Below are 13,984 nucleotides of genomic sequence, written 5' to 3' on the forward strand. Positions count from 1 at the left end.
GACAGACAGGCATCAACGCAGAGAGAACATCATGAGTAATATCGATACCATCGTCGCCCAAGCCACGCCACCGGGACGCGGAGGTGTGGGTATTTTACGTGTTTCAGGGCAGGCAGCCGCAGAAGTAGCACATGCCGTTCTGGGTAAGCTTCCCAAGCCTCGTCACGCCGACTATTTGCCGTTCCGTGATAGCAACGGCACCACGCTCGATCAGGGCATCGCCCTCTGGTTCCCTGGCCCGAATTCCTTTACCGGTGAAGATGTGCTGGAACTTCAGGGTCACGGCGGCCCGGTTATTCTTGATTTGCTCCTGCAACGCATTCTGACCCTGCCCAACGTGCGCATTGCGCGTCCCGGCGAATTCTCTGAACGTGCCTTCCTGAACGACAAGCTCGATCTCGCGCAGGCAGAAGCCATCGCAGACCTGATTGACGCCAGCTCGGAACAGGCCGCTCGCTCAGCGCTGAACTCCCTACAAGGCGTATTTTCTACCCGTATAAATCAGTTGGTGGAAGCACTTACTCACCTGCGAATCTACGTCGAGGCTGCCATCGACTTCCCAGACGAAGAGATCGACTTTCTCTCCGATGGCAAAATTGAAGTGCAGCTAAATGGTGTGATGGCCGATTTGGGTGCCGTCCGAGCCGAAGCGCATCAGGGTAGCCTGCTGCGTGAAGGGATGAAGGTGGTGATTGCGGGTCGCCCTAATGCGGGTAAATCCAGCTTACTCAATGCGTTAGCCGGTCGTGAAGCGGCGATTGTGACGGATATCGCAGGAACCACGCGTGACGTATTGCGTGAACACATCCATATCGATGGTATGCCGCTGCATATCATCGACACTGCCGGACTACGTGATGCCAGCGACGAGGTCGAACGCATTGGTATTGAGCGAGCCTGGCAGGAAATTGAACAGGCCGATCGTGTGCTGTTCATGGTAGACGGCACCACCACGCAGGCGACCGAGCCTGAGCAAATTTGGCCCGAATTTATGGCACGCCTGCCAAAAACGCTGCCGATTACCGTGGTGCGCAACAAAGCAGACGTGACGGGTGAAACGCTTGGCATCAAAGATGTGAACACTCACTCACTTATCCGTCTTTCCGCCCGCACGGGTGAAGGTGTGGACACACTGCGCGACCATCTCAAGCAAAGCATGGGGTTCACCAGCAGCACAGAAGGCGGTTTCCTAGCACGCCGCCGTCATCTGCAAGCATTGGAACTCGCAGCACAGCATCTGATCCAGGGCAAAGAGCAGTTGGTGAGCGCCTACGCTGGCGAACTACTGGCAGAAGAACTGCGGCTGGCACAGCAGGCACTGAGTGAAATCACCGGTGAATTCACCTCTGACGACCTATTAGGCCGCATTTTTTCGAGTTTTTGTATTGGCAAGTAGCGATCCCAACACACCGTTGTTGCTCGGATAAGGTTCTGTATTCGATCTGTTTTATACCGTGAACGGGTGTGCCCTGCGGTATCCGTTGCAATGCCCCGACACTGTCCTATCCCACCTTAGCTAGCAGATCAAACGGCTGGGTGGAATCCCCTCCCGATAGCCGTTCATGTAAACATCGAGCGCAGTCATTACCATTCTTCCTTCCAGGATGATGCAGTAGAAGGCGTCGTTATCAGTTACCTTTGCATTTCTGGGAGAAACCGAAGTTCCAAATTCAATGCCGACAGGATTTTAAAGAAGGTTTCCAGCTTAGTGGAATCAAGACCGTAGGATAAACATGACACGCTATAGACATTAGATTTATCTGCTATAGCGCGTAAAAACCACGCGGCAATATTTTCGCCCGTTACACGTCGATATCCAGTGTAGTCATTCTGTGCAGGGTACATTGAACCAGATAAAGGGAGATGTTGAAAACATAGAAGAAAATCATAGATAAGCGATGGTTAAATAAAAATATGTAAAACGTCATCTGAAAAACCATTTTGTAAAAAAAAAGTTATTGTGTTATTACTAAATCAAGAATTAATTTTTCTTTCCAATAAAATAATTCACAACAATAAGATAGAGATGGGAAAATTAGCCCTCTCACTATTACATTTGTCATTTTAAAGAATCATTTTAACATATAGATAGCTTCCTATTTATATATTTATGATAGATGTCTTTCCTCATTTTTCGCATCGCGTTTAAATAGGAGACAATAAATGGATAGTAACCTCATCGTAAAAAAGGATAATTCACACCATTACCAGAATAATATTATTATAAAGAGAACACCCAAAGGGTATCTACCTAATTTACCCTCTCTAAACGGCACTCGAATTATTGCTGCCCTTCTTGTGTATCTCTTTCACACATCGAGCGGGAATATGTTAAACCTGTTCTCAGATGACGCTATCGGTGCAGCCTACATTTTTATCCTCAGTAAGGCTGGGTGGGTAAGTGTATCGTTCTTTTTTATCCTGAGCGGTTTTGTCATGAACTGGTCAACGCCATCAGTTAGCAGCCCGCTTCAATTCTATAGGAAACGATTCGCGAAGGTATACCCTGTAAATATATTTATTATTATACTACTTATTTTTACTGGAATAATAAGTGTTGGGCGTGTTGATGTCTGGTTACCCAATTTATTATTGATACAGACATGGATACCGCAAGGTGATATTTATATTGGCGGAAATGTCCCTAGTTGGTTCCTATCTGTTATTGTTTTTCTTTATATTATTTATCCATTCTTACTCAAGATCGTCAAAAAAATACCGACTGAATCTTTATGGACGTCCGTAATATTATGCTATATCGCCTTAATCGCGGTTAATGGTGCAATCTATACGTTATTACCCACCGTTCCGGTGATTGAAGGTTGGCCTCACGTCGTTGGTGAAATCCAATGGTGGCTTTCCTATACCTTCCCGCCAACACGTATTTTTGAATTCACTATTGGTATGTTACTGTCACGTATTATCCAGGAAGGGAAGTGGATACCCGTTTCAGTTACCACCAGCATAATACTGACCGCATTGACATATTGTATTGATCTTTTTATGCCATTCCTGCTTAGCTTTAATTTGATTACGCTTATTCCGCTGACATTCTTGATAGGCTCACTTGCGGTGAATGACCTACAGGAGAAGCGCTCATTTTTACATGCGAAATCAATGCAATGGTTAGGAAGCATTTCTTTCTGCTTTTACCTGATTCATTTCTTGGTACTGCGCTTGCTAAATGAATGGACTGATGGCAATCAATACAATGTGATAGACGCAGGGCTGCTGATCATCGCCGCTGGAGCGGTTAGCCTTATCGCTGGCTGGTTGCTTTATCAATTCATTGAACAGCCTGTAGGCAATTTACTGACGGCCAAAAAGAAACAAAGCGTGAGCAATCAAGTGCAAGAAAGCACCCCAACATCTTGATAAGCAAAAGGTGCGACTAAGGATGGGCATATTCTGACAGGGAAATGCGCTAGGCTCAGCATTGATGCTGAGCCTAGCGTGATACTTATTTCAACGTCGCTTTCACTACCGCTGACAGCGGCGTCGTTGGGCGACCAATCAGACGGCTTAGTTGTTTACCATCATCAAACAGACCGCCTTTGGATGCACCGACGTCTGAATCCGCAATAATCTGCGCGAAAACATCAGGTAGCCCAGCGGAAACCAGCGCAGCAGTGAACTCCGCTTCAGACAGGTTTTGATAACCGATAGATTTACCAGACTGTTTGCTAATCTCCGCAGCCAATTCCGCCAACGTGTAAGGCTCATCACCGGCCAGTTCGTAAACTTTGCCGGCTTGCCCTTCCTGCGTCAGTACCGCAACGGCGGCGGCAGCGAAATCTTCACGGGTTGCAGACGTAATTTTTCCTTCGCCCGCACTGCCGATAAATACGCCATGCTCCAACGCCGCAGGGATGCTGGCCGCATAGTTCTCGGTATACCAGCCGTTACGCAGCAGGACATGCGGTAAACCAGAATTTTTCAGCAACGCTTCGGTTTGGCGGTGTTCTTCCGCCAGCGCTAACGGCGATTTATCCGCGTGCAATAAGCTGGTGTAGGCCAGTAATTTTACCCCAGCTTTCGCGGCGGCTTCGATCACATTGCGATGTTGCTCCGCACGTTGCCCCACTTCACTGGAGGAGATCAACAGCACGTTATCCACACCTTGCAGCGCAGAAGCCAGTGCCTCTGGCTGGTTGTAATCTGCCGCTTTCACCTGCACACCTTTTGCAGACAGATCGGCAACTTTATTCACATCACGCACCAGCGCCACAATGTCGCTCGCCGGAACCTTCTCTAACAGTTGTGCAATGACTAAACGGCCCAGTTGGCCAGATGCACCAGTAATCGCAATCATCTCAAGCTCCTTTTATTAACTGTCTTTGATTAACCGTCTTTTATTAACAAGAACTGACTGGCATAATATCGGCAAAACTAACTTTAAGTAAGTACATACACAAAGGTAAGTATAGTGAGTCAACACTCAACGCCGATAGATTTATTGCCCCCACTTCTGCCAACCGGCAATGTCTTAGCCGAGAAATGCCCGTCTCGCCAGATACTTAACCACGTAACCAGCCGCTGGGGTGTACTGATCCTCATTGCATTACTTGATGATACGCATCGCTTCAGTCAACTGCGTCGACGAATTGGTGGCGTGAGTGAACGCATGCTGGCACAGACCCTGCAATGGCTGGAAAGTGATGGTTTTGTCCTGCGAACAGCCTATCCGGTTGTCCCGCCACATGTGGAATACAGCCTGACGCCATTAGGCAAAGAGGTTGGCAAGCGGGTGAAAGAATTGGCGGTGTGGATTGAAGGGAATCTGGGTGACATTCTGGCAGCACAACCATTTGTTGAAAAACAGTCAGGTTAACCACTGTCAGCTAAACAGCGCGCTTCCTTAGCCACCATTCTTGCCTAGGAAGCGCCGAGTTTGAGAAACAGGCGGTGATATCAGAGAGAAGCGCTTTCCCGCTCTCGTCATCAACCGCCATAAAACTAACATGTGTATTCAGTCACGACGATAAGCTGTCGATACCAATAATTGTTCCATGATCATTATGCCAAACACGCTGGATCTTATTACGATGCAATTCCTGAACGAGTCCATCCGGTAAAGAAAAACTTCTGGCAACGTGCTTGGTATCAAGTGCATCAGCACGCGTTCTTTGCTCTGTTCTGGAACGATAGCGATATTGTTCCAGTTTTCCCCAAGCAATTAAGAGCGATGCGTTTACCAGGAATATGCATAAATGTATCGAGATCACCCAACCCTCTGAGGTAAAGAAAGACCCTTCGGGAGCAGCGTTATTCAAGAAAGTGTCGATAAACACCTCGAAAAACAACCAAATAAAGATCCCCCATCCACATAGCGTCAGAAAAGAATCGATAAAGAGCGGCAACCAACGTCTTTCAGAAATGATTAAAGGTGAGTGCATAATTTATCCTCTTTCAATACCACGATCGGGGCTTTCCCAACGCGCGCGTTTTTTACGGGAACGTAGCATGACTTTGGGAAAACTGACCAGGCTGGTAAGAAGGCTCAACGTCCAATACACCATTGGATACCAGATCACCCAGAACAGATATTTACCAATGTCTTTCTCATAACGTCGTTCGATCAACATACTGACCGCAAACTGGATTAAACAGACAACCCCGATCATCATGCCGGTAAATGCGGGAGGAAAGAGCGTTTCCACCCGAATGCCATCAGGCAGTTCTATTAAAAAACCTAATAAATACAATAAGACACTCATGGCATAGGTGAAGGCCCATAATATTGAAATAGAATATTCGAGGAACAACGGCCACATTCGGCGATAGCGCCATGACCATAGATGACGGAAGTTTTTTAAAAAGACTTCCGCACCGCCTTGCGCCCAGCGCAGCCGTTGCTTCCATAAGCCAGAGAGCTTTTCTGGCATCAGAATCCAACACAGCGCTCTTGGCTCAAAAAATATCGTCCAATGGCGCAATTGCAGCTTCCAACTGATATCAATATCTTCCGTGATCATATCGGTACTCCAGTAGCCAACCTCTGCTAGTGCACTGCGACGAAAAGCAGCGATGACGCCAGAAACCGTGAAAACTTTGCCGTAAACCCGCTGTGTACGTTTGATTAAACCAATAATTGAGGAGAATTCGCCAACCTGAATACGGCCAACCAGCGTCGAGCGCGTCCTTATCCTTGGGTTTCCCGTTACTGCACCGACCCGTGGGTTATTGATTAATGGGTTAACCAAGTAGGCGACAGCATCGGGATCGAGAAGCGCATCGCCATCAACACACACCAGCAGATCGCTCTGGGCCGCTACACACGCGGTTTGCAGCGCCAACGCTTTGCCCTGATTATGCGCAAGATGAATGACTCGCAGTTTGTCATATTGATCCGCCAACCGATCGAGCACCTCTCCCGTATCATCATTAGAGCCGTCATTCACCGCTATCACCTCGATATGGGTATAACGTTGTGCTAATGCCGCTTCAATCGTTTCGCACACGTTAGGCCCCTCGTTATAACAGGGGATCAAGATAGAAACTAACGGACGTCCGGCTGGCTCATCGGGTATCACCCCCTCTCCCCAGCGCCAATGGCGTTCATGGTGAAACCAGAAATACAGCCCACCCGTTATCCATAGCCCAGACATAAACAAAGGCCAGAAAAAGGTAAAGTTTAGAATGACATCCCCCGTAAAAGAGAACATCACACCAAAAGGGATACCGAGCATCAGACATAAGATTAAGAAAGCTAAAATTCGCTCTATCATGGCAGTGGGTACCATTCTGATGAAATCATGGGGCGGATGCTCTCTAATTCAGGAGAATTATTAAGGAAATCATCCGGATAATAACCGTAATTTTGCGCACCGTTCAGTTGCAACACGGTCATCCATTTAACCAATTGCGTAGTGTCTAACCACAGTTCTCCTGGGACGCGCCACTCCCTTGCCTGAAGTTCAAATACCGTTTTATTCAGCGCGCCGGGGCGGCGGGCCACTTCTTGTACCAACTTTTCCAACCACACATTGCTGTCCCTGGGCGCGATGTTTTCCATCAATGGCATCGCCATGGGGGCAACCCAATCATAAGCGGCAAGGAAGTCATCCAGATTTTGGGAGAACCATGCTTCACTCTCTGGCTCAATAATGGGGAGCGCGAAAATGTTGCGCGCGGTCTGGACTTGCGGGCCTCGGATCTCATGCACTCGAGCGGCCAGCTCAAGCGTAAAGTCCGTTAACGCTTTACTTTTAAACCGCGTCCAGCGTGCCGTAAGCTGGGGGTCTCGACGAATGTTGGCAATCGTGTCGGGGAATCCGGCCTCTTGGTATGCCTGTATAGCCTGATGGCTTGCATCTTCATCCTCTGCAAGTACAGCATCGTCATGGAATAAAATGCCACCAAACATGGTGTAGGCGGAAAGATCCTCATAAATATCAAGAATTCGACTCCTGGCTTTCGAATCCCATAACGATAAACGCCTATATTGACTCGGGTTGATACTGCGTTGCTCGCTCTCACTATCGATCCGCTCAACGCGTTGCAACGTCTTATCATCCATATCAAAAGCCAACACCGGCATCCAGGCGTAAACGCGAACAAGCGCCCGCGAGGCTAGCTGCCAGGCCACATGATTGAATAAGTCTTCTCGGACAGGCATCCAGCGATTAGGAAAATAGAGTGACTGGACATTGCCATCACCCTTCGGGTCGGAGAAAGCCTGAAGATAAACGGTATTAATACGCAAGTCGGCAATGCGTTGAATTAATGCATCCACATTACGCGACTGCTGAGCTTTATCGGTGTCATAAACATAATCCAGATCGATATGTGCCACTCGTATGCGCTCATGCTCGCGGGCATAGCTGACCAACAGCGCGAACCGTTGCACATCTGGATTATTGTTAATTAGTATGCGAGGAACGTTATACGGCGAGTCAGCCGATGCAGGCCCACTTCCAAGCGTTAGCGCTAGCTGATAGCCGCGCTGCTTAACAATGTTTAGCGCATCCCCCCCTACCGCACCATAAGGCCAGACCCAAACGCGAGGCTTTTTCCCCGTCGCGTCAGCGATTCTTTGAGTAATGAGATCCGTATCATGCGCAAAACGTTGACGATACTCATCACGCGTTTCATATCGCTTACTCTCTGGAAAATAGCGACGAGTGACGGCGGCAGGTTCCATATTCCCCTGTGGGTTTGCCTGGATCCCTTTATGTAAGTCATAGGTATGCGCCCCAATTTCTACCAGGCCAGATTGCGCCATTTCACTGACTTGCTGCCAGGTAAGAAAATGATCGCGAGGGATTTGAACGCCACTAAAATCCACCGGCTGGTTTTCTGGTGTGTCCAGCCAGCGCCCAACGGGTGCCAGTACCGCAGGCCAACCATAGGCTTTCAAGAGAGGGTAAACGCGATGATAAAAACTGCTATAACCATCATCGAATGTCAGTAGCACTGCTCTGTCGGGTAGCGGTTTCCCCCCAGAGCCAGCAGCCAGAATCTCATCAACGGATACCGGGTGGTAACCATTTTCCCTCAACCAGACAAAGTGTTCATTCAGTGCACTGGTTCGTACCGCCATAAAACGTTGATCGGCCCCCTCATCCGCAACATCGTGATAGGCAATAACAATATATTGATTAGTTTTCCACGGCAGTTCCTTAACTAAAACAGGACGTTCTGCTGGCGAGCTATATTTCACGTCAACGGGATGCGCGCAGGCGGCGATCATTAACACCCCAAGCACCATCACAAAATTTCGTAATCGTATAAATAACATCACCTTTCCCCTCAAAACCGATAATTCAAATCAAAAGACAACGACAAATTTTGCTCCCGCTTACCGTCGTATGGCCGCTTATCCCACTGGGCACTCACTCCCATATCCAGCACGTCATTCCACCGGACTCTTTGCCCGTATCCGAGCGTGGTGATAGCCCCTGCGGATTCACCTTTTTGCCAGTAACGTCCTACGCCAGCATTTATCTCTTGATGCCACTCCGTCTGGTAATGTCGGTAAAGCAAGTGATCGAGGGTGAAGGCCGGTAACACAGCCACATAATTCTGCGGATTGTAATAAGAAACGGCCTGCTTGCTGTTTGACCCCAAACCGATCGCCGGGGTGAAATCCAGGGCTAAATACGGAGATGAAAAGACTCGCTCTTGCCCACTCAGCGCGTATTCCTGACGTCTGTTGCCATCAGAGAACCAGCCGCTCGACAGATCTGCCTGCCATGAGCGTCGTTCACTTTGCCGCCAACGCACATATCCCCCACCGCCATTCGCCGTTACGCCATTCTTAAGTGCCCGTAGCGGTGTGTTGCGCATTAGCCGCTCAGCATTAAGGCCGATACGCCAAACGTCATTAATGTCATGCCGATAGGAGAAACGCGCACCGATGTCAGAGCCAAATCCAAAATTTCGGTGTGAAAACTCAGCCTCAGCCCAATTGTCGCGATTAGTAAATTCCACACCGCCACGAATAGTGCGATGGATAGCCCGTCCTTCAGTGAAATCACTTTGATTAAAAGCCCCCCCAGAGAACACTCGCCAATGGTCGGAAAACGGCGGGCTATAGAGCACGGCATCAATCTCCGTGTCATTCATCCCCTTGACTGGACTGTCAGACTTGAGGCCCTGAACGCCGGAAATACGCAGCTCCGCCATGTGATGAACCTGACGCAAACGCGCTAATCGTTTCACAGAGAAATCATCCGGGTAGCGAGCCACCGTATCGTCGGTCAACTGATCAAGCTGACGCCACTCTTGCAATTCCAATGCCGTGAGCCCTTGATAAGTTTCCAATCGGAACGATCTGGGTTCCAACAACTCAACTCGCTTTAATAGCACTTCGGCACGACGCGGCCATCCTCTGTTGAGATAAACCCCGGCCAAGCTGATGCTCAGCGCTTGGTTTCCTGGCCCACTAAAAGCCAGACTTTCCGCCAACCGTTGCGCCGCAGGAAGGTCGTTATGAGAAATCAGCGACTGTATTCGCAGGTATTTGATGTCAACCCAATCGTCGTTAGGTATGAAGGTTGGCAAGCCATAAACCTGTTTCTTATAAGGCGTTTTTTCTTCAGCCTGAACTGACAACTGCACGGCCTGTTCAACTTTCTCATCCTCCAGGAGGCTGTAGAAAAAATCGCCTTTCCGTATTATCTGAAAGTGTTGCGAAGGGTCTTCTTGTATTACCGAACGGAGAATCTGCTCTGCTTTTTCAGGCTGCTTCAAATAGAGATAGGCAGAAGCCACCCAGCGTCGCGCATAGCTGGGAATATCCCCCTCTTTGAGGAGTGATTGGTATTCCGAAATAATTTCTTCCATGCGATAGCGGACGAGCAACGCACCTAGCCGATCAATTCGGGCGTGGCGATAGCTGGTTTTTGCCGAAGGAAGCGTTCGCCATTGATTCATCAGGCTGTCATAACGGGCCAAAGCGCGATCCGCGATAACGAAGCGTTCGTTTTCCGCTGTGGACGTGATAAACGCAAGACGGACCAACTCCGCCGCCGCTTCCAGCTCTCGCGGGCGTTGCCTTTCATCAGTCTGGAAGACAGGAAATTTGCCGTCTTCCAACGCTTTCAACGCCGGGGCGCTAATCGTATTCTGGGAAAGAATATCGCTGTAATCAGAAAGCAGAGTTTTATCCTGCGGTGCATGGCGCATGGCTTGCATGATAGAAAAGAGGGAATCAGTATGTTTCCCCGCAATACGCTGCACCCACGCTAATTCACGCCAATGGTGCGCCGTTGGCTCGCGCTTAACGCGAGACGTGGCAAGTTCCAACGACCTTTTTGTCTGCCCGGCATCGGCAAGGGTCAGTATCAAACCACTACGTGCATCATCATCCCGTGGAGTGTGCTGTAAAACCCGCTGCCATAATTCCACCGACGACTGCCACTGACGGAGATTACGGTAGGACTTAGCCGCCGCTCTCAGTGCCGGATCGGGCAGCGACATCGTTGGCGAATAGGTTTTCCAAATCCGGATCACTTCTGCATCCTTTCCCGCCCAACCGTTAATGAGCAGCCAGTCGGTCACCTCGGCAGCGGTCAGTACGCGATTTCTGGATTGCCCATCAAGCCATGATGTCGCAGGGGAGATATCTCCCTGCCGGGCAGTGCTAATTAACGTGTCATAGTGAGATTCTGCCGCCGCGACACCGACAGAAATGGAAAAATAAACGAATGATTTAAGTAAGTTAAATAATATTGGATTGAATCTGCTGGAATGAGAATGAACAACACTCATCGCTGAATCTCCCCGCCAGTGATGACAGAATAACGGTCAAATACATCGTTGAACGCTGGTTTCATGACTTAACACCTCTCATCGAGTCTAAACGCGGCATGCAGCTATCCCTCCCGTGATTCAAAGTCAGAGATAGACGCTAAGGCCAGTTTGGCGCATAATAATGCATATAGTTTTTTTATCAATATAATTTTTATACGCATATGACTAAGACTTCAGTAACAGGTTCAGATCAAGCAGTGAAAGGGCGCAGTTGGGGGCTGGAGCGTCGGCTTCAATTCATCGACTTTCGGTTACGGTGGAGTGGGCACATAAATCGTACAGATCTAACGTCTTTTTTTGGGCTATCGATCCCTCAGGCGTCGCTCGACATCGCTAAATATCTTGAGATCGCCCCCCATAATCTGATCTACGATCGGCGCACCAAAACTTACACAGCTACGCCAGCATTCTCTGCGGTCTACCCACAGAATTCAGCCCAACGCTATCTGGCGGAATTATTGGCAATGAAGACGGGTGTCCTTGAAGCGGACGCCAGCTTCATTGAGTCTGCTCCAGAGGTGTGTTGGATTCATGTCCCGCTCAACACCTACAATGAACAGGTTGTTGAAGTCATTGTCAGGGCCATTCGTGAAAAAAAGGCGGTGAGCATCCGCTATCAATCCTCATCATCCATGGATAATTCGCCACGGCTCATTTCCCCACACGCTTTAGGCAATGATGGATTACGGTGGCGAGTGCGTGCCTACTGCCATATCGAGCAACGGTTTACTGACTTCATTCTTACGCGAATCCTTAACGTTGAAGGTATCGAGCCCTCGACAGTCGATCCCACTAACGATTATCCGTGGCATACCTATCTTCAGTTAATTTTGGCCCCTAGCGATAAACTACCACTGGCACATCAGCGCGCGTTAGAACTGGAATATGGTATGACCCATGGTGAGTTGAATATATCCTGCCGTCTGGCATGCTTACATGAAACGCTCAGCCGATTCCACATCAGTTTAATAAATGAAAATAATGATAAAGATCAGCTATTTATATTGAAGAATAAAGAGGATATTCAAGTATTTCTGGGAGCGTAATCCCCACCCCTTCCACTCCTATTAATGTCTCATCGGGATAAGACAGAACAAGGCCATGATTAAGTGAATTCACATATTGAGTTCACTTTTCATCCTTGCGTCAGAAATGCATAAAATGATGTAAGATAAGAGAGTAATTTATGATGATTCTGCTACAAAAGTGACGCAGGGTAAAATAGGTTAACCGGGAAAAAAAATGAAAATTCGCGCATATGAATTATTAATTATTTTCAGTTCAACCTTAATGATGAGTTACTTAGGTTTGTCTTTTAGGCTACTTGATGACACCTCTCTATTCTGGCCAGCAGACATTCTGTTATTTTGCTTTCTTATACGCTATCGTAGTCGAGATAAAAGCACAAAAAACAAATTATTGCATAGTGTTATTTTATGCATAGTCGGTTTTTTCGGCATGCTACTACCCGCAATTCACCTTGAAAGTAATCAATCTTTTTTTGAAAAAATCATTCACTGCGCGGTAAGCTCAGTTTTTTTTATTACCGCATGGATGACATTAATAACTCTTTTAAAGGTAAGAGGTAAGTCGCATAGCCTATTAAGTAAAAACTATATTTTCTTTATATTTATTTCCATTTCTATAGGATCTATTTTTTCAGCGGTATTTTATGGGTTATATTTATCCGCAATAACCACTAATGAAAATGTTTTTATTCTTTCAAGAAAGTGGTTTAGTGAAGAACTAAGCTCTGGTATTATTTTCGTTTTTTTATTTCTAAACATAACAAAGAAAGTAAAAAACATCCTTAACATATCAAAGGATTCAATTAAAAAAACCATCAAAAAACCATTTTTTATACTATACTCTATCATTATTATTTTTTGCATCGTTTCTTTAAATATCACCCTAAGTGTATTGGCAATATTGCCATTACTTTACCTTTCTTTATCTCACTCATTTAACAAAATCATTATCATGTGCGCTGCAACTGGCATTGCACTGAATTACATTTATATAAACAGATTAATAGTCATTCATGACAAAATAGAAAAAGAGTATTTGCTCGAATTATCTTACTTATTTAAAATCAATACATCTGTTATTATCATTACCGTACTTACCGCTTCTTTTTTTATTAACAAAAACAGAAAAAACATAAAAAGAATAGAGTTAATCAGTAACCATGATGCGCTAACTGGCATGTTAAATAGACGTTCACTCAATCAACACATGATGAATATCATTAATTCCATGCGTGATGGAGAGAATAAAATAATGTCTCTACTTGTTCTTGATATTGACCATTTTAAAAAAATTAACGACACCTATGGACATGCGATAGGCGATAATGTCATCAGAGGGTTTTCTACAGCCCTTAAGCAATATACCCGACCTCAAGACTTGCTATGCCGATGGGGAGGGGAAGAGTTTTTAATAATAATGCAAGGCCTCTCAGTAAATGACTGCTTAGATATCGCAGAGAGAATACGATCTATTATAGAAGGGTCTTCATTAGCTATTTCAAATGGCCATGTTGTTCGATGCACAACCAGTATAGGTGTAAGTTTTTTTCATCTGGAAAAAATTGAAGATTTCCATAACGCATTTAAAGAAGCCGACAAATTATTGTACATAGCCAAAGAACAAGGACGTAATCGCGTAAATTCAGACACGAATATAAATTCGGTAAAAAAACTAATCTCATGACATCAACATCCGATTA

Annotated in this window: 10 protein-coding genes; 5 read left to right on the plus strand and 5 right to left on the minus strand. The window is 46.8% G+C overall.

All coding sequences use genetic code 11. From position 1 onward, the window contains the following. The first annotated feature begins 31 nt into the window (after positions 1 to 31). Positions 32 to 1,396 (plus strand): tRNA uridine-5-carboxymethylaminomethyl(34) synthesis GTPase MnmE, encoded by a 1,365-nt coding sequence (mnmE, locus tag A7983_RS07455; protein WP_005976662.1) that lies wholly within the window; start codon positions 32 to 34, stop codon positions 1,394 to 1,396. A 767-nt stretch (positions 1,397 to 2,163) separates the two neighbouring features. Then, complete coding sequence (locus tag A7983_RS07460; RefSeq protein WP_005976660.1) at positions 2,164 to 3,375, plus strand: acyltransferase family protein; 1,212 nt, start codon at positions 2,164 to 2,166, stop codon at positions 3,373 to 3,375. Between the two features lie 85 nt (positions 3,376 to 3,460). Here the strand turns inward: A7983_RS07460 and A7983_RS07465 are convergent, their stop codons facing one another. Next, a complete protein-coding gene (locus A7983_RS07465) occupies positions 3,461 to 4,312 on the minus strand; it encodes an SDR family oxidoreductase (RefSeq protein ID WP_005976657.1) in 852 nt (283 codons plus the stop codon). A gap of 114 nt (positions 4,313 to 4,426) precedes the next feature. Between A7983_RS07465 and A7983_RS07470 the strand changes: the two genes are divergently transcribed. Next, positions 4,427 to 4,831 (plus strand): winged helix-turn-helix transcriptional regulator, encoded by a 405-nt coding sequence (locus tag A7983_RS07470; protein ID WP_005976656.1) that lies wholly within the window; start codon positions 4,427 to 4,429, stop codon positions 4,829 to 4,831. A 142-nt stretch (positions 4,832 to 4,973) separates the two neighbouring features. Here the strand turns inward: A7983_RS07470 and pgaD are convergent, their stop codons facing one another. The 4 genes from pgaD to pgaA are packed head-to-tail and all read right to left on the minus strand — an operon-like array spanning position 4,974 to position 11,214. Beyond that, positions 4,974 to 5,396 carry a poly-beta-1,6-N-acetyl-D-glucosamine biosynthesis protein PgaD gene (gene pgaD, locus A7983_RS07475; protein ID WP_005976654.1) on the minus strand — a complete coding sequence of 141 codons (423 nt, stop codon included), beginning with the start codon at positions 5,394 to 5,396 and terminating at the stop codon, positions 4,974 to 4,976. Between the two features lie 3 nt (positions 5,397 to 5,399). Beyond that, positions 5,400 to 6,728: a poly-beta-1,6-N-acetyl-D-glucosamine synthase gene (pgaC, locus tag A7983_RS07480; RefSeq protein WP_005976652.1), complete on the minus strand. Its 1,329-nt coding sequence runs from the start codon at positions 6,726 to 6,728 to the stop codon at positions 5,400 to 5,402. Then, positions 6,725 to 8,740 carry a poly-beta-1,6-N-acetyl-D-glucosamine N-deacetylase PgaB gene (gene pgaB, locus A7983_RS07485; RefSeq protein WP_005976650.1) on the minus strand — a complete coding sequence of 672 codons (2,016 nt, stop codon included), beginning with the start codon at positions 8,738 to 8,740 and terminating at the stop codon, positions 6,725 to 6,727. The genes pgaC and pgaB overlap by 4 nt, the downstream gene beginning before the upstream one ends. Before the next feature lie 11 nt (positions 8,741 to 8,751). After that, the gene (gene pgaA, locus A7983_RS07490; RefSeq protein ID WP_005976648.1) at positions 8,752 to 11,214 is read right to left on the minus strand and encodes a poly-beta-1,6 N-acetyl-D-glucosamine export porin PgaA; all 2,463 of its coding nucleotides are present in this window, start codon (positions 11,212 to 11,214) and stop codon (positions 8,752 to 8,754) included. 239 nt (positions 11,215 to 11,453) lie between these two features. On the opposite strand from pgaA, the gene A7983_RS07495 reads away from it, so the two are divergent. Together A7983_RS07495 and A7983_RS07500 are read left to right on the plus strand one after the other, a co-directional pair. Next, on the plus strand, positions 11,454 to 12,302 hold the full coding sequence (locus A7983_RS07495) for a WYL domain-containing protein (protein WP_456107103.1): 849 nt from the start codon (positions 11,454 to 11,456) through the stop codon (positions 12,300 to 12,302). Positions 12,303 to 12,498: 196 nt separating this feature from the next. After that, positions 12,499 to 13,968, plus strand: a complete 1,470-nt coding sequence (locus A7983_RS07500; protein WP_005976644.1) for a GGDEF domain-containing protein — start codon at positions 12,499 to 12,501, stop codon at positions 13,966 to 13,968. Positions 13,969 to 13,984 lie beyond the last annotated feature (16 nt).

The organism is Pectobacterium wasabiae CFBP 3304 (genome assembly GCF_001742185.1).
GTDB lineage: Bacteria > Pseudomonadota > Gammaproteobacteria > Enterobacterales > Enterobacteriaceae > Pectobacterium > Pectobacterium wasabiae.

Bases quoted from the DNA above. Each gene is read 5' to 3' on its own strand.
- mnmE (WP_005976662.1), top strand. From the start codon at position 32: ATGAGTAATATCGATACCATCGTCGCCCAAGCCACGCCACCGGGACGC.
- A7983_RS07460 (WP_005976660.1), top strand. From the start codon at position 2,164: ATGGATAGTAACCTCATCGTAAAAAAGGATAATTCACACCATTACCAG.
- A7983_RS07465 (WP_005976657.1), bottom strand. From the start codon at position 4,312: ATGATTGCGATTACTGGTGCATCTGGCCAACTGGGCCGTTTAGTCATT.
- pgaD (WP_005976654.1), bottom strand. From the start codon at position 5,396: ATGCACTCACCTTTAATCATTTCTGAAAGACGTTGGTTGCCGCTCTTT.
- pgaC (WP_005976652.1), bottom strand. From the start codon at position 6,728: ATGATAGAGCGAATTTTAGCTTTCTTAATCTTATGTCTGATGCTCGGT.
- pgaB (WP_005976650.1), bottom strand. From the start codon at position 8,740: ATGTTATTTATACGATTACGAAATTTTGTGATGGTGCTTGGGGTGTTA.
- pgaA (WP_005976648.1), bottom strand. From the start codon at position 11,214: ATGAGTGTTGTTCATTCTCATTCCAGCAGATTCAATCCAATATTATTT.
- A7983_RS07500 (WP_005976644.1), top strand. From the start codon at position 12,499: ATGAAAATTCGCGCATATGAATTATTAATTATTTTCAGTTCAACCTTA.